The sequence below is a fragment of the Streptomyces sp. NPDC001714 genome (assembly GCF_042892755.1).
Taxonomy (GTDB): domain Bacteria; phylum Actinomycetota; class Actinomycetes; order Streptomycetales; family Streptomycetaceae; genus Streptomyces.
This window is the reverse complement of sequence record NZ_JBIAUL010000017.1, coordinates 109,616-131,604: the sequence shown is the minus strand read 5'-3', so window position 1 is coordinate 131,604 and position 21,989 is coordinate 109,616. Positions and strand designations below refer to the sequence as shown.

Below are 21,989 nucleotides of genomic sequence, written 5' to 3'. Positions count from 1 at the left end.
AGGAAGGACCTTCCATGAAGGCCATAGGACTGACTGAATTCGGCGGGCCCGAGGTACTGCGGGTCCTGGACCTTCCGGTCCCCCACGCCGGGCCGGGCGAGATACGGATCCGCGTACACGCGGCGACGGTCAACCCCGTCGACACGCTGGTGCGCCGAGGAATTGCCTTCGTCTCCGACGCCGAACCGCCCTACGTCCCCGGGATGGACGCGGCCGGCGTCATCGAGCAGATCGGCGAGGGAACCGACACCGATCTCACCGTCGGCGACGATGTCATGGCCGTCGCGGTCGTGTCCGGAACGCACGGGGCCTATGCCGAGCACCTCGTCGTGCCCGCCGAGTCGGTGGTCCGTGTGCCGGCGGGCGTGACAGCCGCCGAGGCCGCCACGCTGCCGATGAACGGACTGACGGCCCGTATGGCCCTGGACCTGTTGGAACTTCCTGCAGGCGCCACCGTGGCGGTCACCGGAGCGGCCGGCGCGGTCGGCGGCTACGCCGTCCAACTGGCCAAAGCGGGCGGATACCGAGTGATCGCCGACGCGGCGCCGAAGGACGAGCAGCTGGTGAAGGCCCTCGGCGCCGACGTGGTCCTGCCTCGCGGTACCGAGTTCCCGGAGCTGGTGCGCAAGGAAGTGCCCACCGGTGTCGACGGACTCGTCGACACGGCGGGTGTCGCGGGCCTCGCCATCGGTGCGGTGCGCGACGGCGGCCGGTTGGCGTCGTCGGTCGGTGGTACCCAGGTGCCCGGTGAACGCGGTATCGAGGTCCAGTTCACGTTCGTGCCGCAGTACGCCCGCGCACGCGCCCAGCTCGGCCGCCTCCGCCGGCTGGCGGAGGAGGGCCGGCTCACCCCGCGCGTCGCTCGGACCCTGCCTGCCGACGAAGCCGTCGAAGCACACCGGCTGCTGGAGGCCGGTGGCCACCGGGGGCGGCTGGTCCTCACCTTCTGAGTGAGGTCGAAGGCCACCCGCAGCACCGACAAAGACGCGTCCTCGGACGGCTTCAGCACGGCGGTGCATCCGCGGGTCAGAACCAGCACCGATGATCCAGAACTGGCTGTTGAACGGACCATTCCAGTGGCCGTCGGCACACAGCGGCGACTCTGCCAAGGCTCGTGGACTGAAGCCGGAGGCGAGGCCATGCTCGACAGGCCGGTTGCCGCCAGGGTGCAGGTGGGCCCTGCCGCTCGGCGTCACGCCCCCAGTGCCATGGGGCGTGAAAGGGGTTGCGGCCTGAGAGCGTGCGGCAAGCGGGCCTCGGCAGCCGTCAGACTTTCTTCCGCTTCTTCGCGGGTGCGGCTGTGCTGCCGCGCACGGTAAGCGTGGTGGCGATTTCCACGCCGATCTGCGCCGGCCTCTCGCCGCGGCCGAGAGAGAGCGCGAGTTCGGTGGCTGCCGCCGCCATCTCCGTCAGCGGCTGGTGAACCGTCGTCAGCGGTGGATCCACCCACGCCACGACAGGGAGGTCGTCGAAACCCACGACGCTGAGGTCGTCGGGAATGGTCAGTCCCAGTTCGCGGGCGGCCTGGTAGACGCCCAGTGCCTGCAGGTCGTTCGAGGCGAAAATGGCGGTGGGTCGCTCGCTCCGCATCAGCAGTTCACGCGCGGCTTCGCTTCCGCCTTCGCTGGTGAGCGGTGCATGGAGCACCAGGCCGGGATCGGTGGGCAGGTCTGCTGCCTCCAGGGCGGATGTGTAACCGGCCTGCCGCGCACGGAAGCAGGAGACATCCCGGGGGCCGCCGATCATCGCTATGTGGCGGTGCCCGAGGTCGATCAGGTGCCGGGTTGCCGACTGGCCACCACGCCAGTTGGTGGCGCCGACGAAGGGCACGTCGTCGGGGGGTTCCTCCGTCGGGTCGAAGACGACGAAGGGGATGCCCTTGGCGCTGAGTTGCTCGCGCTCATCGTCGGACAGCTGGGCCACGGACAGCACGCAGTGCGGCCGGCGGCCCACCATGTCCTCCACGGTCCGGGTGGGTGCGTCATGGAGCCCGAACTCGGAGACCATCACCCCGACCCGGTTCTTGCTGGCCACTCGCTCGACGCCACGGATGATCTCGACCGCCCACAGGCTCTTCAGTTCGCGGAACACCAGCTCCATGGTGGTGTTGCGGCTGCCCGGCGGCTTCTTGTAGCCGTAGCGGTTGATCAGCTCCTCGACGCGGGCTCGGGTGTCGCTGGAGACGCCTGTCCTGCCGTTGAGCACCTTCGAAACAGTGGGGATCGAGACTCCGGCAGTCTCGGCGATGTACGCGATGGTGACCGGCCCCTGCGGTTCGTCCGGGGTGCCCGGGGCGTGCTCCGTCGACACGTCCGACCCGTTGTCCGCCACGCTCGCCTACCCTCGCTGCCGCCGAACGATCGCATCCAGATTCACGGAGGGAATGCCCAGCACTTTACGTTGTCGTTGTCGCGAGATTCATTATGGCACTTCAGGCTGGCGAGCGACGGCTCCCTGTGTTTCTCATTCTTGAATCGAGGCGCTTTATGTTTCGTGGCGTGAGGCAATCAGCCCGGTCACGGTGCGTCGCCACCGTTCCCGGGCCGGGTGGTTCCTCGGGTCGAGGACCACAGGTCAGGTGCTCGCTCCCGTCACCGTGGTGCCGGAGCGGGTGACCTGGTACGTCACGGTGGTACCGCTCCAGAAGTGGAAGGTGAGGGCGACCGGCGTGCCGTCGGTGAGGCTGCCCAGGAAGTCCGAGGTGAGGTCGATAGCCCCACCGGGGTAGTCCGGGGAGAACGTCGTGTTGAACTGCTGGTACGAGGTCCAGGTGGCGGTGCCGGCATTGGACCCGTCCGCGTACTTCGCTTCCATGGTGGCTAGTTGGTCACCCCGGAAGGCCGTGGGGATGACCAGGCCGCTGCTCGTGCCCGACGCGTTCGAGAGCACGGGGGTGTCGTAGGTGCGGATGTGGACAGGCCAGGGCAGGCCGCAGGAGAAGCGGAATTGGATGGTCGAGTCCACCCCGTAGGCGCGATCCCCGGCGAGGCGGGTGAGGGCGGCGGCGGTGAGGGTGACCTGGTCGCCGGAGACGGTGTAGTCGCGGCCGGGGGCGAGCTTCCGGTCCTCCTGCCACACACCGCGGAAGGATGTTCCGTTCAGGTTCAGTGTGAGCGTCTGCGCGCCGATGGCGCCCGACTTGGGCAGGTACACGGTGTCGCTGGAGGCGGTCCCGGAACGCGTGGTCCAGGCGGACCTGATCCGGTTGATCAGCTCGGGATCACGCCACTGCAGTGTGTCCCTGTTGAGGTAGTTGAAGGCGTCCCACAGCGCGGTGGTGATCCCGTTGACCCGGGCCTCGTAACCCAGTTGCTCGAAGTACTTGAACCCCTCGCCGCGCTCGATCATGGCCGGGTGGTGGAAGTCCGGGTAGTTGAGGAGACCGAACTCGCCCAGGTACACCGGGATGCCCTTGGCGACGAAGATGTCGTGCATCTGCGTGAAGGCCTGCGTCATGTCCTGCTGTGAGGTGGCGTCGAAGCGGGTGTAGCCGGCGATGTTGACGCTGAAGGGCCAGAAGCCGTAGTAGTGCACGGTTGCGACGAGGTTGTCGTCCTTGAGCGAGGCCATCTCGGCGGCGAGGTCTTCCATCAGCGACTTGCTGGGCGTGGCGTACACGGTGGGCAGGAGCAGCAGCCTGTTGGTGTTGCCGCCGCCGGAGGCGCGGACGATGCGGTGGAACGAGGTGTTGAGTTCGTCCAGCAGCTGTTGCTTCTGGGCGTCGGTGGCGTTGTTGAACTGCGGCTCGTTGACGCTCTCGAACAGCAGGAGGCGCGGCTCGTCCCGGAAGGCGGTGGCGATCTGGGTCCAGGTGGCGTCGAACCGCGCCAGCACTCCGTCGTGGTCGGAGGGCATGTCGGCGATCCACTCCCACGAGTCGTGGTGGACGTTGAGGTCCACATAGAGGCCGTCGGCGATGGCCCAGTCGACGACCTGCTTGACACGGTTCATGAAGGTGGGGTCGATGGTGTACGGCGCCGTCGACGACTGGTGGCCGCTCCAGGTGACGGGGATGCGGACGCTGCGGAAACCCTGGGCCTTGACGGTGTCGAGCAGGGCCTTGGTGATCGGCGGGTTGCCCCAGGACGTCTCGTCCGGGATGGCGTCCAGGGTGTTGCCGAGGTTCCAGCTGGGCTGCATGGCCTTGACGGCGGCCATGCGGTCAGAGGGCACGGCGGACGCCTGGGGCGTTTGTGAGGCGGCGAAGGCTGCACCACCCCAGGCGAGATGGGTCGCGGCCACGAGCGCGAGCAACAGGCCGACGCAACGGCGGAGCGGTCTGCGGCTTCGGCCGTTGTTCTCATGCCCACGTCTCGTGAGGCGTTGTGTCCGGTACAAGGTACGGTCCCTTCTGTGCGGGCGGGTGGTCGTGCGAGGTGTGGATCGGAACTCCTCGTCAGTGGTGAGCAGGGGTGTAGTCGAACCAGTCGAAGTGCACGGCGCCATCGACGGCGTACAGGCCGACGACCCGGCCGGTGAAGCCTCCGGCGACCTCGGTCGAGAGATAGCGGCCGTCCAGCGAGGCCACGTCCGTCGTCGTCCCGTCGGGTGCCTCGATGCCGAAGACCAGGGAGTCGGGGCCGGTACGCGAGTCGTGGGGCTCGGGTGCCTTGCCGGTGCGCACGGTGAGCACGACGGGACCTGCGGGCAGCGGAAGTTGCGCCGCCACGGAGCGCAGCGACCCGACGCGGGCGATCACCCGGACGGTGCCCTCGGGTGCCGCCTCGATGGCGTAGTGGTGCCGGTCGTCCAGGCGGACGGCCAGGCCCCCGGCGCCCTCGGAGCAGTCGACGAGGGTCCGCGCCTCAAAGCCGAGGTGCTGCTGGCGCCGCCCGAGGAAGATGACGTCGGGCTCGTCCATGGAGGTCCCGCGGGCGCGAAGGGTCAGCCAACTGGAGCGCTCCTTGGTGGTGTAGTGCTCGGCCGGGCGGTCGTGCAGCGAGATCCAGGAGGGCCGCAGCTCGTTCGAGTCGAAGTCGTCGCGCTCGTCCGGCACCGCGGTCGGCACCAACGGCCAGGGCATCTCCGGGAGTTCGGGGTTGACCTCACCGACGACGGGCCAGCCGTCGACCCAGGAGACGGGGGCCAGGAAGGTCTCCCGGCCCAGGACGTGCCACCCGGGGGTGCCGCCCTGCGGGCGGACGCCCAGGAGCACCATCCACCAGGAGCCCTCCGCGGCCTGGACGAGATCGGCGTGGCCGGTGTTCTGGATCGGCCGGTTGGTACTGCGGTGGGTCAGGATCGGGTTGGCCGGGCAGGGCTCGAAGGGGCCATTGGGGGAAGTACCGCGGGCGATGGAAACACCGTGGCCGCGCTCGGTGCCGCCCTCGGCGATCATCAGGTACCAGTAGTCGCCGATCCGGTACAGGTGCGGGGCCTCCGGGGCGGCGGCACCCGGGGTGCCGGACCACACCGGCTGCGGCTCACCGAAGGTCTCGCCTGTGCTCGGGTCGATACGGACCTGGGCGACTCCGGAGATGGTGCACCAGCAGTTTCCTTCCTCGTCCCAGGCGAGGTCGGGGTCGATGCCGGGGACGCCCGGCAGGCGGACCGGGTCGGTCCAGGGGCCGGCGGGGTCGGTCGCGCTGACCACCAGGTTCCCCTCACCGGGGGCGACATTGGTGACGATCAGCCAGAACCGTCCGTCGTGATGGCGCAGGGTGGGCGCGTAGAGACCACCGGAGGAGGGGGTCTCCCGGGGCAGCCGGAGCTGGCTGGGCCGGTCCAGGGCATTGCCTATCAGGGTCCAGTGCACCAGGTCCCGACTGTGGAAGAGGGGGATGCCTGGGAAGTACTCGAAGCTCGAACAGGCGAGGTAGTAGTCCTCGCCGACACGGCAGACGCTGGGGTCGGGGTGGAAACCCGGGATCACCGGATTGGTGGCGGATGCCGTCGCGTTCTCGTCGTACACCTCGTCAGGTCCCTTCGGTTCTTGGTCTGTGGTTCGATGGATCTGCAACGGCGGTTCAGGGCGCGAAGGTCAGCGTGCGCAGCCGCTGTTCGCCGGTGAGGACGATCCGCAGGTCGTGAACGCCCTCCAGCTGCTCGGCCAGAGGAGCGGTGACGGTGGTCCAGACGTAGCGGTCACCGGTGGCCGGCACCTCCAGCGACGCCAACCTGCGCTCCCCCACGTGTAGTTCGAGAACGGCGGCGTCCCCCTCCCCCGTCCGGGACACCTCGACCGCGAGCCGGCCCGCGCCGCTCAGGTCCACCTGGCGGAAGAGCAGCGTCGCGGTCGCGCCGGCCGGGGCCACCGCGTCGCCGTCCTCGCGGGTGGCGTCGACCAGGGCGAGGTCCTCGTAGTCGTCGAAGTCGACCGCGCGCAGCGGGCCTTCGAGCGCTCGGCGTGACCGCGGGGCGGGGCCGGTGACGGTCAGCTGCGCGGTCAGGGCGGGAGCCGCCGCCGAGCGGGCGAGCACCAGTTCGTAGCGGCCGGGGTCCACGGTGAAAGCACCGGTGACCACGTCCCAGTGGGACAGCGCCTCGACGACCGGCAGCCGGAACTCCAGCTCCGCTGTCTGGCCCGCTGCCAGGCGCGCCTTGCGGAAGCCGACGAGTTTCAGCCGCGGAGCCTGGTAGCGGGCGTCCAGGGCGCGGGCGTAGAGCTGCACGGTCTCCGTGCCCGCGCGCGGCCCGGCGTTGCGCAGCGAGACCCGGACCCGGATCTCACCGTCCTGACCCAACCCTTCCTGTTCCACGGCGAGTTGGGTGTAGTCGAAGCTGGTGTAGGAGAGGCCGTGGCCGAAGGCGTAGAGCGGGGCGGCGCGGTGGTACTGGTATGTCCAGCCGGCCTTGATGATGTCGTAGTCCAGGCGGCCGGGCAGCTGGTCGTCGCCCCGGTACCAGGTCTGCGGGAGGCGGCCGGCCGGGTCGGCCTCGCCGCGCAGCACGCTGGCCAGGGCCCGGCCGGTCTCCTGGCCGGCATGCGAGATCCACAGCATCGCGGGCACGTGCTCGTCGGCCCAGTCCAGCGCGTAGGGGTAACTGGACATGACGACCAGCACGGTGTCGTCGTGGACCGCGGCGATCTCGCGCAGGAGCCGGTCCTGCTGGGGCGGCAGCCGCAGACCGGCCCGGTCCGTGGTCTCCTTGCCGTTGATGTGCGGGTCGTTGCCGACCACCACGACGATGGTGTCGGCGGTCCGCGCGGCCGCGACGGCCTCGGCGACGCCGTCGCGCACCACGGTCCGGGTGAACCGGGCGGCCTGCTCGGGGGTTTCGGCGGTCATGGTGAGGACGCCGGTGTCCGGGTCGGCCTGGGCGTAACGGCTGTTGCAGATGTTGAAGAGGAGCTCCGCGCCGTCCTCGGCGGATTCGAGGCGGAAAGTTTCGTGGACCTCCCACTCACCGGGCTGGTCCCGGTCGGCGGCAACTCGCTGGTCCTCGTCGCGCAGCGAGGCATAGCGACCAGTGGCGGCGGAGCGCAGGGTGAGCACACCCAGGTCCCAGTCGAAGAGGTCCCACTGGACGGCGGGGTCGGTGTCCTGGGCGTCTGTCACGGCCAGCCGACCCTCAGGGCCTACGGCGGTGAGGGCGCGGCCGTCGGGGGTACGGAGCACGATCCGGTCGACGCCTTCGACGCCCTCCACGCCGAGGCCCTCGGCGACGGTGACCCGGTAGGGGTGGCTGCCGCTGTACCAGTCCTCGAACAGGGTGTGGGCGAGCGGTCCGACCACAGCCACGCGTCGGTCCGCGGCGAGGGGCAGTACTCCGGTGTTCTTGAGCAGCACGACCGACTCGGTGGCCGCGCGCAGCGCGAGCGCCTGGTGGGCCGGGGAGTTGACGGCATCCCAGCCGATACCCGCGTACGGGTCCTGCTCGGGGTCGAACTCGCCGAGCCGGAAGCGTACAGACAGCTGACGGCGCACGGCCTGGTCCACGTCGGCCATCGACAGCAGGCCGCGCTTCAGGGCGGCGCTGATCCGGCCGAAGGTGGGGGCGCTGTCCTCGAAGTGGTCGGTGAAGCTGTCGATGCCGGCCTTCAGCGCGGCGGCGTGCGACTCGGCGTGGTCGTCGAAGTAGTGCTCCGGGTCCACCAGGTTCGAAGGGGCGTCGGCGTCGCTGACCACGAAGAGTTCGTGGCCGGTGGGCTTCGCCCACTCCCTCAGCTGCTGCTCGAGGAGCGGACTGACGTGGCAGGGACGGCCGTTGACCAGGTTGTAGGCCGCCATCACGCCGGTGGCCGCGCCGGTGGCGATGGCGAGCCGGAAGGCGGCGAGGTCGTACTCGTGCAGGACCCGGGGCCGCAGGCCGGAGGAGGTGGTGCAGCGGTCGTCCTCGTTGTTGTAGGCGAGGAAGTGCTTGAGGACCGGCGCGGTGCGCAAGTGGTCCGGGTCGTCGCCGGACATGCCGCGGCAGAAGGCGGCGCCGAGCCGGGCGGAGATGAGGGCGTCCTCGGAGTAGCCCTCCTCGTTGCGGCCCCAGCGCGGGTCGCGCAGCAGGTTCACCACGGGGGCCCAGCCCTGGAGGCTGTTGCGGCCGGTGCCGACGACCGGGGGACGGTGGTGGTGGAAGGCGCGCTGCTCGACGGAGATCGCCTCGGCGACCTCTCGGACCAGGTCCTCGTCCCAGGTCGCGCCCAGACCGACGGCCTGCGGGAAGGTGGTGGCCTCGCCCAGCCAGGCCACTCCGTGCAGGGTCTCGGTGCCGGTACGGAACTCGGCGACGCCCAGGCGAGGAACGGCGGGCGCGTATTGGTGCAGCATCGCGACGCGTTCCTCCGGCGTGAGCCGGTGGAGCAGGTCTTCGATGCGTTCGGCCAGCGGGAGCCCCGGGTCGCGGAAGGGCAGCGTGGCGGAGACGGCAGCGGTACTCACAGGTGAAAGTCCCTTGCAGAGTGCGGGGCAGGGGGACGGCGCCGTACGGCCGGGTCGCAGCGTCTCGGGGCCGTGTTGAAGCGCTTCGACGCTGACATGGGGGCACTTGCGTGTCAAGAGAAAGTTTCCAAGAAACTTCGCACGAAAAACGGCGCTCAAGTTTCTGGCACAGCCCTTGCCTGGTACCGCAAGCCGCGCTTAACCTCTCGGCAATGTCGAAGCGCTTCGACAGCGGACACGATCCGCGCTGCGTTTCGACGCCATCGAAGCCGCTCACGCCTCCTGCGCCGAAGCCAGGCGGCTCCTGCGCAGCCCTCCCGCACGACGTTCGTCACAGAACCTCAAAGGCGAAGGACCGCCCACCATGAGCATCGCAATGAACCGCAGAGCCTTCGTGAACGGCGCCGTCGCCGTCGCCGGGGCCGCCGCCATGTCCCCCTTGCTGTCCGCGTGCGGAAGCGGCTCCTCCAGCTCGAAGGGGGGAACCAACTCCAAGTCAGGGCTCGCCGGGGCGCTTCCCGACTACCAGGCCAGCACCTCGGTGAAGCCGGACATTCCGTCGATCACCGGAGCCGACGGAGCGTTCACCAGCCCGGGCTTCCTGTCCTACCCGGCTCACCCCGTGACAACGGTTCAGGGAACCCCCGGCAAGGGCGGCAGCTACACCGCGGTGACACCGATCTGGGGGACCTTGCCTGCGCCGAACAACTCCTACTACCAGGCCATGAACAAGGCCCTCGGCATCGACCTGACCATGAAGCCGGCCAACGGCAACGACTACGCGACCATCGTCCCGACGATGACCGCGTCCAAGAAGCTGCCGGACTGGGTCCAGCTGCCCGCCTGGTGGAACGCCACCTTCAATGTCAGTGAGCTGGTGGGTAATCAGCTGGCGGACCTCACCCCGTACCTGTCCGGCGACAAGATCAAGAAGTACCCGAACCTGGCCGCGATTCCCACCGGCGCCTGGCAGGCCGCCGCCTGGGAGGACAAGATCTACGGCATCCCCTCCTTCGCCGGCGGCATGGCCGTGGCCGGGGCGGTCTACTTCCGCGCGGACATACTGGGGGCGAAGGGCGTCACCGCGGACCAGGTCAAGTCCGCCGACGACCTGTGGAACCTGGGCAAGGAGTTCACCGACGCCAAGCGCGGCGTGTGGGCCTTCGACGACGTGTGGACCTACCTGTACCAAGCGTGGGGGCTTCCCTACAAGTTCACCATCAACAAGGACAAGCTCGTACACAAGTACGACATGCCCGAGTTCCTGGAAGCCCTGAACTGGCACTACCGGCTCGCCAAGGCCGGTTACATGCACCCGAATGCGCGGGCGGGCGACACCAACAACGGCCTCTCCCGGTTCTATGCCGGAAAGTCCTTGATCGAAGGCGGCGGCACCGGCGCGTGGAACCTGGCGGACCACCAGTCCGGCGTCGCCGCGAACAAGAACTACCGCCGTGGAGCTTTCGACATCATCTCCGCCGACGGCAAATCCAAGCCTCAGACCTTCCTCGGCCCCTCCACCAGCATCATGAGCTACCTCAACGCCAAGCTCAGGGGCGAACAGATCGAGGAGCTGCTGTCGGTCGCCAACTACCTTGCCGCGCCCTTCGGTTCAGCCGAGTACACGAAGGTCGTCTACGGCGTCGAGGGTGTCCACTACACCATGGTGAACGGCATCCCCGCCTACACCGACGAGGGCAAGAAGACCGCACAGCAGCAGACGTTCAACTTCCTGGCCTCCGCTCCGCAGGTCGTCAGCAACCCGGGTGCCAACCAGGTGACGAAGGACTACACCGCCTGGCAGGCCCGGACCGTGAAGTACGTCTACAAGCCGGTGTTCTGGAACATGAACATCACCGTGCCCAAGCGCTTTGCCACCGCCGACACCGCGCAGGCCGTCGAGGACGCCGTCAAGGACTGCTACCACGGCATCAAGAAGGTCTCCGACGTCCAGGCCGCCATCGCGTCCTGGAAGTCCAGCGGCGGCGACCAGCTGACCAACTGGTATCAGACCGCGGTACTGGAGAAGTTCGGCACCGGCCAGTAGCAGACGACGGCGTGCGGGCGGGCCGCGTAGCAGCGGCCGCCGCACAGCAAGGAGGAACGGTGGCCGGCACGATCACCACCAAGGCGAAGAAGGAATCCACGTCGGCAACGGTCGAGGGCGGCGAGAAGTCCGCTTCCCCAGCGAACCGCATGAGCCTGCGGGTGCAGCTGCGCCGCGACAAGTCGCTGATCATCATGACCCTGCCGGCGGTCGCGCTGCTGCTGGTCTTCAACTACGCCCCGCTGTTCGGCCTCGTCACCGCCTTCGAGTACTACGACCCGCTGGTCGGGGTGGTCCACAGCGACTGGGCCGGCCTCGACCAGTTCCGGCAGCTCTTCAACGACCCGCTGTTCTGGGAAGCACTGCGCAACACTCTCTGGCTCAGCTTCGTCCAGCTGATTCTCTTCTTCCCCGTGCCGATCGGGCTGGCGCTGCTGCTCAACACGGTGCTCAGCGAACGTCTGCGGAACTTCATCCAGTCCGTGGTCTACCTGCCCCACTTCTTCTCCTGGGTATTGGCCATCACCATCTTCCAGCAGATGCTCGGCGGCGCCGGAGTGCTCAACCACTTCCTTGCCCAGCACGACCTGGGCACCTGGAACATCATGACCAACCCGCACACCTTCGCGCTGCTGGTCACCTCCCAGGCCGTGTGGAAGGAGGCCGGCTGGGGCATCATCGTCTTCCTCGCCGCTCTCGCCGCCATCGACCAGAACCTCTACGAGGCCGCTGCCGTCGACGGCGCGGGCCGCCTGCGCCGGACATGGCACATCACCCTGCCCGGCATGCGCGGCGTCATCGTCCTGATGCTCGTGCTGCGCCTGGGGAACGCCCTGTCCGTCGGCTTCGAGCAGTTCCTGATCCAGCGCAACGCGGTCGGCCACGACACCGCTGATGTGCTGGACACCTTCTCCTTCTACTACGGCATCGCCACCAACAACTACAGCTACGGCGCTGCGGCCGGACTGTTCAAGAGCGCGATCTCGCTGCTCCTGATCTGGGGCGCCAACAAGATCGCGCATACCTTCGGTGAGGACGGGTTGTACCGCAAATGAGCCAGACGCTGACGCAGACGCACACCGCCTCCGCCCTCCGGCCCGACCGCCACCGCCGCCGTGCCGTCTGGGAGGAGAAGCCCACCGTCGCCGGACAGACCCTCAAGGGCGGCGTCCTCCTCCTGGTCCTCGCCGCCGTACTGGTGCCGCTCTACATCGTCGTGCTCACGAGCTTCTCCACCCCCGGCGCCATCAACCGCGCCGGCGGACTGGTGCTCTGGCCCGACGGATTCACTCTCGGCGCCTACCGGCAGATGCTCACCGACGGCCCCGTCACCCGCGCCGTCCTGGTCAGCCTCTGCATCACGGTCATCGGCACGGTGCTGTCCATGGTGGTCTCGGTGATGTGCGCCTACGGACTCTCCCGGTCCCGCTCTCTCGGCCACCGCAGCATCCTGATGGTGCTGATCGTCACCATGTTCGTCAGCGGCGGACTGATCCCCACCTACCTCGTCGTCACCGGCCTCGGCGGCTACGGCCAGTACTGGGCGCTGATCCTGCCCAGCGCCGTCTCCGTCTTCAACATCCTGGTGCTGCGCTCCTTCTACTCCGGCACCGCCGCAGACCTCATCGACGCGGCACGGATGGACGGGTGCAGCGAATGGCGCATCCTCTGGTCGGTGGTGCTGCCCACCTCCCGCGCGGTCACCGCGGTCGTGGCCCTCTTCTACGCCGTCGGCTACTGGAACGCGTTCTTCAACGTGATGCTCTACATGCCGACCGACAGCGCCAAGTGGCCACTGCAGTACGTACTCCTGCAGTACGTCAATTACGGCCTGACCATGCCCGGATCGGTCAACAACGGCTTCGGCGGTATCCACGCGCAAACAGCGCCCCAGTCACTGCAGATGGCCGTGGTGGTGCTGACGCTGATCCCGATCCTGCTTGTGTATCCCTTCATGCAGAAGCACTTCAAGACCGGCGTACTCACTGGGGCCATCAAGGGCTGACCCGCTGAGCAGCCGCAATCCGAGTCCGCACCACGACCTCCTGACACTCGGTGCGCATCGCGATCCCGAGTTGTCAGGAGGCCCTTCTTGATACGGACGAGGCTTTACGCGACGTCCGCTCAGTTGATGCGGACGATCTTCCAGAGCTGGTCGTCGACGTTCAGGTCGTTCCACTGGATGACGGCTGCGCCATTGGCGGTGGAGGACTGGGCGACGCCGACGGCGAGGCCGCTGTTGACGTTCTTGAGCTTGTAGTAGCCGTTGCCCGCGTCGGTGAGGGTCCACTTCTGTGAGCCGGCGGTGGAGGGCGTGTTCTGCACGACGGCGGCTCCCGCGGCGGTGGAGCCGCTGCCGATGTCGAGGTTGAGGTTGCTGCTGACGCCCTTGATGGTCCAGGCTCCGCCGCCCGCCGACTGGAAGGTGAACAGCTGGCAGAAGCAGGCCGAGTTCTGCCACTGGTCGGCGGCCGTACCGGTGGAGGTGGAGTCCTTGGGGATGTCGAGGTACTTTCCGCTGTTCTTGTTGACGAGGACGTACTGCCCGGTGCCCAACGGGGGCAGCGCAGTCTGGGTGAGGTTCCAGCGCTGGCAGGCGCAACCGGTGCCGCTCCACTGGCCGGCGGTGGTGCCGGTGGCGGTGGAGGCATTCGGGATCTCGAGGTACTTGCCGGTGATGCGGTTCGTGAGTGTGTAGCCGCCCGCAGGGTTGGGGGCGACGGCCCATTCGTGATCGAGGGTGCCGTTGTCGTCCCACTGAAGGATCTTGGCACCGTTGGCCGTGGACTGGTTCTCCACGCCCAGGACCTTGCCCGTGGCGACGTTGAAGATCTTGAAGTAGCCGGAGGACTGCTGCACGAAGCGCCACTGCTGGTCGGTGGCGTTGTCTGCGTTCTGCTGGGTGGCGTAGGTGCCGTTGGCGGTGGAGCCGCCCGCGATGGCGAGCTGCAGATTGCTGTTGGCGTTCGACACGGTGTAGGTCGCGCCGTCCGAGACACCGCCGCCCAGATCGATGGTGCTGTAGGTCACCGGGTTGACGCCGGTGCTTCGCGCGCGTCCCCCGCTGAGCACCAGCAGACTGTGGCCGTCGGGCAGCGGCAGCATGCCGCGGCTGTAACCGCCGGCGACGTTGGAGCGGATCCGGGTCCAGGCGCCGGCAGCGCCGTTCTGGGTGTTGACGAACAGGTCGTCCTGGGTGTCGCCGCTGACGACGAGGGTGCCGTTCGGGCCGCCGGTGGGCAGCCAGGTGATGTACGGCGCGCCGCTGGGGATGGTGCCGTCGGTCGCCCGCAGCACCTGGCCGGGGGCGGAGGCGAACGCCTCGGGGTCAGCGGAGATGTGGTAGTACACGGAGCAGCCGCCCTCCGGCGCGCCGCAGTACTCGTGGGTCATCACGTAGTTGCCGTTGGGCAGTTGGGTGACCACCGGCATGCCGGGGCGGTCCGCGTAGTTCGGCATCGCCACGTCGTCCACGACCGCACCCCAGGTGCGCACGTCCGTGGAGACCTGGTGCACGATCTTCTGGCCGTGGGCGGTGTCGCGCTGGTCGGAGTAGTAGACGATGAGCCGGTTGCCGTTCATGAGGAAGAACGGCTCCCACACCGGCGTGTAACCGTTGGTGGAGAACGCCGGGCCGCCGGTGGCGATGTTGGTGACGAAGCTCCAGGTCTGGCCGCGGTCGGTGCTGGCGTAGAGGTCGATCTTGGACGCCGACCGGTCACTGGGCACGGAGTCACCGGCGGCCAGGATGGTCCCGGCGGGGAAGTCGCCCATCGCGGTGGGCAGTTCGAACAGCTGGGGCTCCCAGCGCATGCCCCAGCCGTTCTGGGTGTCGGTGACGTCCGAGAGCTTCGTCCAGGAGTTGCCGTTGTCGGTGCTGCGGTAGATCGGGAAGACCGGGGTGCCGGAGGTGTACTGCTCGAACGTCGACAGAATCGTGCCGTTGGCCGAGCCGTTGTGCTCCAGACGCAGCGCCCGCGGATAGAACGAACCGGGCGAGGGCGCGTTCGAGGGCGGGGTGTACATCGTCTGCGACGGACGCGCCAGGGCATCCGCCCGCCCGGCGGCCGGCAGAACCAGCGTCGCCACCACGGCCAGCAGGGCGAAGACCGTCGACAGGAGGGAGAGGGGACGGGAACGCGGAGCGGCGCCGGGTCTGGCGCCTGTTCGGGCAGGGAACATGTGCGGCTCTCAGAGGAAGGGAAGGGGATGTTCTCTGGCACCCGCCGCACCCCGGATCGGTCCGGACGGGAACGGCGGAGTCGGTGGGCGGCGTGAGCCGGCATGACCGTGCCGGCTGACGCCGCGATGACGAGGGGCATCCGACAGGCGCCACGATGAGACGGCCGTCGGGCGGCGGAGGTTGGTGCTCGGGCGTGCGGCCTACGCCTGCAACGGCCGGGGCAGGTGATCAGGTGGTGCGAAGTTCCGTCTGGTCCTGGTGGGACGGCGGAGGTGCGGTCGAGCCGCGGACGACGAGGTCGACCGGTGGCTCGCCCGCCGCAGGCAGCTCGGTCTCCGGCTTTTCGATGGCGTGCACGAGGAGTTTGATGCCCTCTCCTGCCGCAGCGTCGAAGGGCTGACGCACGGTGGTCAGGGGAGGAGTGACGTAGGCGAAGACGGGGTTGCCGTCGAAACCGATGACGCTGATGTCCTCCGGCACACGCCGGCCGGCTTCCCGCAGGGCATGGATCAGGCCGATGGCCATCTCGTCACCCGCCACGAACACCGCCGTCACCGAGGTGTCCGCGGCCAGCGCGCAGCCTGCCGCGTAACCGGATTCGGGTGACCAGTCACCCCGGATCACTGGCGGTTCCTGTGCCCCCCGTGCGGCCAACGCCGCCCGCCAGCCGTCGATACGGTCCGTGGACGCGTACCAGCGACCGGGTCCGGCGAGGTGGTGAACGGTCGTGTGTCCCAGGTCCAGCAGATGATCGGTGGCCGCCCGTGCCAGCGCATGGGCGCCGACGCCCACAGTCAGGGTCCGGGCGGAGGGGAAGGACGGCGGAGCGCCCAGGAACAGGACCGGCACGTCGATGCGGACGGAGACCTCTCCTTCCACGACGGGCTCGGAGACGACGATCCCGTCAACTCCCTGTTCCAGGAGGGACATCACCGCGCCGGCAATGCCTTCGGGGTCCCCGTCGGGCGTATTGACCACACGCAGCGCGTACCCGGCGTCGCGCACGGCCTTCTCGATGCCCACGAGGAGCATGGCGGTTCCGTACCCGGCCGTCCCCAGGGCGACGACGCCGATGGAGCGATTCCGCCCCGAGGCGAGCGCCCTGGCCGCGTGGTTCAGCCGGTATCCGAGTTCGTCGGCGGCTTCGAGGACGCGTTGCCGGACCTCGTCGGACACATACGGCTCGTTGTTGAGGACCCGTGACACCGTCTTGCGCGAAACGCCGGCCACGCGGGCCACGTCCGCGCTGCGCGGTGCGGGAGAACCCGCGCTGCGCCCTGCCGCTGATGTCATGAAAGCTCCTGTTGGCCGTATGCCTGTCGCCTGCCACCCCGCCGCCTGGTACCTGCATCAGGCGAGGTCAGCTATATGACCGCGCGGTCACTGACCGCGCGGTCATATCTAGACAGCCGGATGGTCACGCGTCAAGAGCCCGCGCAGCATTTCTTCCGCCGACAGGCCGCAAAGCCGCGAAAGGAGCGGTCCGCTCACCACGTTCCCTGCAGAGCCTTGACAGCGGGTCCCCGGAAAGTTCACTCTTCGACGCGTCGACCGATCGGATCTGTCCGATCGCGTTTGTTTCTGGTCGTATCGTCGACCGCTTCCCGTCATGCCCCCTTGAGCCAACGCGCCACGCCCGGGCCATGACAGCCCCTCAGGAGCCGAAATGCGCCTTTCATCCCCTGGTCAACCCCTGCCTGGTACCAGCCGCCGCGCCGTGCTGCGCGGACTCGGTGGGGCCGCTCTGCTCGGTGCCGGCATACCGGTGCTGTCCGCGTGCGGCGGCAGCGGTGCCGCGTCCGACCCGAAGACCGTCACCCTCGGCTCCAACGCGTCCGACGCCGTCCCCAAGAAGGCGTTCGCCGAGATCTACGCGGCGTTCAAGAAGCAGTCCGGGATCACGGTCGACGTGAACACCAAGGACCACAACACGTTCCAGGAGCAGATCAACTCCTACCTGCAGGGCACTCCGGATGACGTGTTCAACTGGTTCGCGGGCTACCGGATGCAGTTCTTCGCGGCCAAGGGCCTGACCACCGCCATCGACGACGTGTGGGCAAAAATCGGGGACAACTTCCCCGACGCGATGAAGAAGCTGTCCAAGGGCGCGGACGGCAAGTACTACTTCGTGCCGATCACGACGTACCCCTGGGCGCTCTTCTACCGCAAGAGCGTCTTCCAGCAGCACGGCTACACCGTCCCCACCACCTGGGACCAACTCGTCGCCCTGTGCAAGCAGATGAAGAAGGACGGCCTGGTCCCGATCGCCTTCGGCGACAAGGACGCCTGGCCCGCGATGGGCACCTTCGACCAGATCAACTTCCGTACCAACGGCTACGACTTCCACGTCGAGCTGATGGCGGGCAAGGTCTCCTGGACCGACGCGAAGGTCAAGGCCGCCTTCGACCACTGGGCCGAGCTGCTGCCCTACCACCAGGACGGTTCCCTCGGCCGCACCTGGCAGGACGCCGCCCAGACCCTGGTGTCCAAGAAGGCCGGCATGTACCTCCTCGGCTCCTTCGTGGCGCAGCAGTTCACCAACAAGGCCGACCTGGACGACCTCGACTTCTTCGCCTTCCCGGAGATCAACTCCGCGTACGGCCAGGACACCGTCGAGGCCCCCACCGACGGCTTCATGGTCAGCAAGAGCCCGAAGAACCACGACGGCGTGGTGAAACTGCTGGAGTTCCTGGGCACTCCGGAGGCCGAGGCGATCTACCTCAAGGCCGACCCGAGCGTGGTGGCCGCCTCCAGCAAGGCCGACACCTCCACCTACTCGACGCTTCAGAAGAAGGCTTTCGAGATGATCTCCGGTGCCAAGAGCCTCACGCAGTTCATGGACCGCGACAGTCGGCCGGACTTCACCTCGACGGTGATGCAGCCCGCGCTGCAGAAGTTCGTCCGCGACCCCAAGGGGGTCGACGGCCTGCTGTCCTCGATCGAGCGCCAGAAGAAGACGATCTTCGCGTCCTCGTAGTCGGGGGTTCTCCCAGCATCATGTCCATCGACGCCACGAAGACCCGGGAGGCGGCCGCCGTGCCGTCTCCCGGCACCGAATCCACCAAGAAGCGGGTTCCGCAGGGGCACAAGCGCCTGCTGACCCGCCGTGACCGCATCACGCTCGCCTTCATGGCGGGCGTGCCCACGGTCCTGCACGTGGCCCTCGTCTGGGTCACCGCCCTCGCCTCCATCGCCCTGGCCTTCACCTCCTGGGACGGCATCGGCTTCGACTCGATCAAGTGGGTCGGCCTGGACAACTTCAAGCAGTTGTTCACCGACAACCCGCAGTTCTGGCCGGCCGTAGAGCACAACATCATCTGGTTCGTCGTGCTCATCCTGATCCCGACGCCGATGGGCCTGTTCCTGGCCGTCCAGCTGGACAAGAAGATCCGCTTCTCCCGGGTCTACCAGACCGCGTTCTTCCTGCCGGTCGTGGTCTCGCTGGCCGTGACCGGGTTCGTCTGGCAGCTGGTCTACAACCCCGACACCGGCCTGATCAACAGCCTCATCGGGGCCAACAAGCCCGGCCACTACATCGACTGGATCGGCAACCCGCACCTGAACCTGTGGGCGGTGCTGATCGCCGCGTCCTGGCGGCACACCGGCTACATGATGATCCTGTACCTGGCCGGCCTCAAGGGCGTCGACCCGTCCCTGCGCGAGGCCTCCTCGCTGGACGGCGCGAACGAGTGGCAGACGTTCAAGAACGTCATCTTCCCCACCCTGCGGCCGACCAACACCGTCGTGCTGGTGGTCACCATCATCGAGGCGCTGCGCGCCTTCGACCTGGTGTTCGTCTTCAACAAGGGCGCCCAGGGCACCGAGTTGCTGTCGATCCTGATCACCAACAACATCATCGGCGAGTCCAGCCGGATCGGTTACGGCTCCGCGATCGCGGTCGTCCTGCTGGTCATCTCCCTCGCGGTCATCATCCCGTACCTGATCGCGACCTTCCGGAAGGAGCGGCGCGCATGAGCACCAACGCCGCGGCGCTCGGCAAGCAGCGCACCCCCGTCCGGCCCGCCCGGGTTCTGCTGCACACCTTCCTGGTGGTCACCTCGCTGGCCTGGCTGGCCCCGCTGCTGTGGGCCGTCTTCGCGGCCCTGCGCCCGTACTCGGAGACCAGCAACAAGGGCTACGTGTCCTGGCCGGACACGCTGAACTTCGACAACTTCAAGAACGCGTTCGAGCAGTCGGACATGATGCACTACTTCGGCAACACGCTGATCATCGCGGTCCCGGCCGTGCTGATCACGCTGCTGCTGTCGTCGATGGTCGCGTTCTACGTCAGCCGCTTCGACTTCCGCCTCAACATCTTCCTGCTGCTCGTCTTCACGGCCGGCAACCTGCTGCCGCAGCAGGTCATCATCACCCCGCTGTACCGCCTGTACCTGCTCATCGACCTGCCCGGCATCACCATGAGCGGCAAGCTGTACGACTCCGCCCTCGGCCTGGTCCTCATCCATGTGGCCTTCCAGTCCGGGTTCTGCGCCTTCGTACTGTCCAACTACATGCGGATGCTGCCGCACGAGCTCACCGAGGCCGCCCTCGTCGACGGCGCCTCCGTGTGGCGGATGTACTGGCAGATCGTGCTGCCGCTGTGCAAGCCGGCGATGGCGGCCCTGGCCACCCTGCTCTCGATCTGGATCTACAACGACTTCTTCTGGGCCATCGTGCTGATCTCCACCGGCGAGAACATGCCGATCACCTCCGCCCTGAACAACCTCTCCGGCCAGTACTTCACCGACCCCAACCTGGTCGCCGCGGGTGCGTTGTTGACCGCGATCCCCACCCTGATCGTCTACTTCGTGCTGCAGCGCCAGTTCGTCAGCGGACTCACCCTCGGCGCCAACAAGGGCTGAAACACCCGCACTTGCCACTCCTCCCCTACACATCTCCCGGAGCACCCACCTGTGAGTACCGCACGCCGTCTTCGCGTTCCCGGCATCGCCTACGGCGGTGACTACAACCCCGAGCAGTGGCCCGAGGACGTCTGGGCAGAGGACATGCGCCTGATGCGCGAAGCGGGCGTGACCATGGTCAGCGTCGGCATCTTTTCCTGGGCGCTGCTGGAGCCTTCCGAGGGCGTCTACGACTTCTCCCGCATGGACCAGATCCTCGACCTGCTCCACGAGAACGGCATCGCCGCCGACCTGGCCACCCCCACCGCCGCCCCGCCCGCCTGGTTCTTCAAGACGTACCCGGAGGCGCTGCCGGTCGACCGGGACGGCAGGAAACTGTCGTACGGCAGCCGCCAGACGTTCTGCCCGTCCAGCCCCGCCTACCGCCGAGCGGCCCTGCGCATCGCCCGGGCCCTCGCCGAGCGCTACGCCGCCCACCCGGCCGTCGCCATGTGGCATGTCCACAACGAGTACGGCTGCCACAACGACGCCTGCTACTGCGACACCAGCGCCGCCGCCTTCCGCACCTGGCTGCGCGCCCGCTACGACAACAATCTGGACGCCCTCAACCACGCCTGGGGCACCACCTTCTGGAGCCAGTGCTACTACGACTGGGACCAGATCCTGCCGCCCCGCGCCACCGCGGCTCCTGCGAACCCCACCCACCAACTCGACTGGCGCCGCTTCTGCTCCGACGAACTTCTCTCCCTGTGCACGGCTGAACGCGAGGTGCTGCGCCGGGCCGCGCCGGACATCCCCGCGACCACCAACTTCCTGGTCCTGCGCACCATCGACGCTCTCGACTACTGGCGCTGGGCACCGGAGCTGGACATCCTCTCCAACGACCACTACCTGATGTCCGACGACCCGGAAGCCGAGATCGACATCGCGCTCAACGGCGACCTGATGCGGTCGCTCGCGGGCGGCCCGTGGTTCCTCATGGAGCACTCGACGGGTGCCGTCAACTGGCAGCCGGTCAACCGGGCCAAGCAGCCTGGAGAAATGCGGCGCAACGCCCTGGCACACGTCGCCCATGGTGCCGACGGCATCGCGTTCTTCCAGTGGCGGGCGGCCAAGGCGGGAGCCGAGCAGTGGCACTCGGCGATGCTGCCGCACGCCGGCACGGACAGCCAGATCTGGCGGGACGTCGTCCAACTGGGCGCGGATCTGCGGGCGTTGGCCGAGGTGCGGGACTCCACCGTCGCGGCGCAGGTGGCGATCGTATGGGACTGGGACGCCCGGTGGGCACTGGAACTGCCCTCCCAGCCCAGTGGCGAACTGCGCTACCAGGACCTGGTGCGGGACTGGTACACCCCCATGTGGCGGGCGGGAGTCTCCGTCGACTTCGTACGCCCCGACGACCCTGGGCTCGACCGCTATCAACTCGTGCTGGCGCCGTCGCTGTACCTGGTGACCGAGGCAGCCGCGACGAACCTCGCCCGGTACGCCGAAGACGGGGGCACCCTGGCCGTCGGCTTCCACAGCGGCATGGTCGACCAGAACTGTCATGTGTACCTGGGCGGCTACCCCGGCGCGTTCCGCGACGTCCTCGGCGTGGTCACCGACGAACTCTTCCCCATGCTGCCGGGAGAGACAACCGGCCTGACCGGCGACGTGCCTCCGGCCGCCACCGCAGACCTGTGGTCGGAACGCATACGGCTCACCGGCGCGCAAGCCGTCGCCGCCTACGCCGACGGCCCCTTGGCGGGCCACCCCGCCGTCACCCGCCACCGGCACGGCAACGGCACCACCTGGTACCTCGGCACCCACCCCGACCAGGACACTCTCACCGCCCTGCTCCACCGCATACGCCAGGAGGCCGACGTCGCACCGGAGCACGAGGCACCCGCCGGGATCGAAGTTGTCAGGCGCCACGGCACGGAGGCCGACTACCTGTTCCTCATCGACCACACCGGAAAGGGGGCCGAGGCGCCCGCCGAAGGCGTCGAACTCCTCACCGGCACACCGGTCGACGGCACCGTCACCGTCCCACCGGGAGGAGTCGCCGTCATCCGCGAACCCCGCTGATCACTGCAGCCGGC

14 protein-coding genes are annotated in these 21,989 nt (G+C 68.1%); 8 read left to right on the top strand and 6 right to left on the bottom strand.

Annotated features, from left to right (window positions below; all coding sequences use genetic code 11):
• Window positions 1–14 precede the first annotated feature (14 nt).
• Entirely contained in the window at window positions 15–950 is a 936-nt protein-coding gene (locus ACFY0P_RS37125) for an NADP-dependent oxidoreductase (protein WP_388923562.1), read from the top strand.
• Window positions 951–1,266: 316 nt separating this feature from the next.
• Here ACFY0P_RS37125 and ACFY0P_RS37120 read toward each other — a convergent pair whose 3' ends face one another.
• The 4 genes from ACFY0P_RS37120 to ACFY0P_RS37105 all read right to left on the bottom strand — a co-directional run bounded on the left by ACFY0P_RS37120 (window position 1,267) and on the right by ACFY0P_RS37105 (window position 8,816).
• Complete coding sequence (locus ACFY0P_RS37120) at window positions 1,267–2,331, bottom strand: LacI family DNA-binding transcriptional regulator (RefSeq protein WP_388923559.1); 1,065 nt, start codon at window positions 2,329–2,331, stop codon at window positions 1,267–1,269.
• A gap of 243 nt (window positions 2,332–2,574) precedes the next feature.
• Window positions 2,575–4,173: a cellulase family glycosylhydrolase gene (locus ACFY0P_RS37115; RefSeq protein ID WP_388923556.1), complete on the bottom strand. Its 1,599-nt coding sequence runs from the start codon at window positions 4,171–4,173 to the stop codon at window positions 2,575–2,577.
• A gap of 223 nt (window positions 4,174–4,396) precedes the next feature.
• The gene (locus ACFY0P_RS37110; protein ID WP_388923553.1) at window positions 4,397–5,911 is read right to left on the bottom strand and encodes a glycoside hydrolase family 43 protein; all 1,515 of its coding nucleotides are present in this window, start codon (window positions 5,909–5,911) and stop codon (window positions 4,397–4,399) included.
• A gap of 55 nt (window positions 5,912–5,966) precedes the next feature.
• Window positions 5,967–8,816 (bottom strand): glycoside hydrolase family 3 C-terminal domain-containing protein, encoded by a 2,850-nt coding sequence (locus ACFY0P_RS37105; RefSeq protein ID WP_388923550.1) that lies wholly within the window; start codon window positions 8,814–8,816, stop codon window positions 5,967–5,969.
• Window positions 8,817–9,180: 364 nt separating this feature from the next.
• On the opposite strand from ACFY0P_RS37105, the gene ACFY0P_RS37100 reads away from it, so the two are divergent.
• The 3 genes from ACFY0P_RS37100 to ACFY0P_RS37090 are packed head-to-tail and all read left to right on the top strand — an operon-like array spanning window position 9,181 to window position 12,868.
• Window positions 9,181–10,863, top strand: a complete 1,683-nt coding sequence (locus ACFY0P_RS37100; protein ID WP_388923547.1) for a Tat pathway signal sequence domain protein — start codon at window positions 9,181–9,183, stop codon at window positions 10,861–10,863.
• Window positions 10,864–10,922: 59 nt separating this feature from the next.
• Window positions 10,923–11,918 (top strand): ABC transporter permease, encoded by a 996-nt coding sequence (locus ACFY0P_RS37095; RefSeq protein WP_388923544.1) that lies wholly within the window; start codon window positions 10,923–10,925, stop codon window positions 11,916–11,918.
• The gene (locus ACFY0P_RS37090; RefSeq protein WP_388923541.1) at window positions 11,915–12,868 is read left to right on the top strand and encodes a carbohydrate ABC transporter permease; all 954 of its coding nucleotides are present in this window, start codon (window positions 11,915–11,917) and stop codon (window positions 12,866–12,868) included. The genes ACFY0P_RS37095 and ACFY0P_RS37090 overlap by 4 nt, the downstream gene beginning before the upstream one ends.
• 119 nt (window positions 12,869–12,987) lie before the next feature.
• Here the strand turns inward: ACFY0P_RS37090 and ACFY0P_RS37085 are convergent, their stop codons facing one another.
• Window positions 12,988–15,045 carry an RICIN domain-containing protein gene (locus tag ACFY0P_RS37085; protein ID WP_388923538.1) on the bottom strand — a complete coding sequence of 686 codons (2,058 nt, stop codon included), beginning with the start codon at window positions 15,043–15,045 and terminating at the stop codon, window positions 12,988–12,990.
• Window positions 15,046–15,274: 229 nt separating this feature from the next.
• Complete coding sequence (locus ACFY0P_RS37080) at window positions 15,275–16,339, bottom strand: LacI family DNA-binding transcriptional regulator (protein WP_388923535.1); 1,065 nt, start codon at window positions 16,337–16,339, stop codon at window positions 15,275–15,277.
• 373 nt (window positions 16,340–16,712) lie between these two features.
• On the opposite strand from ACFY0P_RS37080, the gene ACFY0P_RS37075 reads away from it, so the two are divergent.
• The 4 genes from ACFY0P_RS37075 to ACFY0P_RS37060 are packed head-to-tail and all read left to right on the top strand — an operon-like array spanning window position 16,713 to window position 21,975.
• The gene (locus ACFY0P_RS37075; protein WP_388923532.1) at window positions 16,713–18,023 is read left to right on the top strand and encodes an ABC transporter substrate-binding protein; all 1,311 of its coding nucleotides are present in this window, start codon (window positions 16,713–16,715) and stop codon (window positions 18,021–18,023) included.
• 20 nt (window positions 18,024–18,043) lie between these two features.
• Window positions 18,044–19,021 (top strand): carbohydrate ABC transporter permease, encoded by a 978-nt coding sequence (locus ACFY0P_RS37070; protein ID WP_388923529.1) that lies wholly within the window; start codon window positions 18,044–18,046, stop codon window positions 19,019–19,021.
• Entirely contained in the window at window positions 19,018–19,908 is an 891-nt protein-coding gene (locus ACFY0P_RS37065) for a carbohydrate ABC transporter permease (protein ID WP_388923526.1), read from the top strand. The genes ACFY0P_RS37070 and ACFY0P_RS37065 overlap by 4 nt, the downstream gene beginning before the upstream one ends.
• A 51-nt stretch (window positions 19,909–19,959) precedes the next feature.
• Window positions 19,960–21,975 carry a beta-galactosidase gene (locus ACFY0P_RS37060; protein ID WP_388923524.1) on the top strand — a complete coding sequence of 672 codons (2,016 nt, stop codon included), beginning with the start codon at window positions 19,960–19,962 and terminating at the stop codon, window positions 21,973–21,975.
• Window positions 21,976–21,989 lie beyond the last annotated feature (14 nt).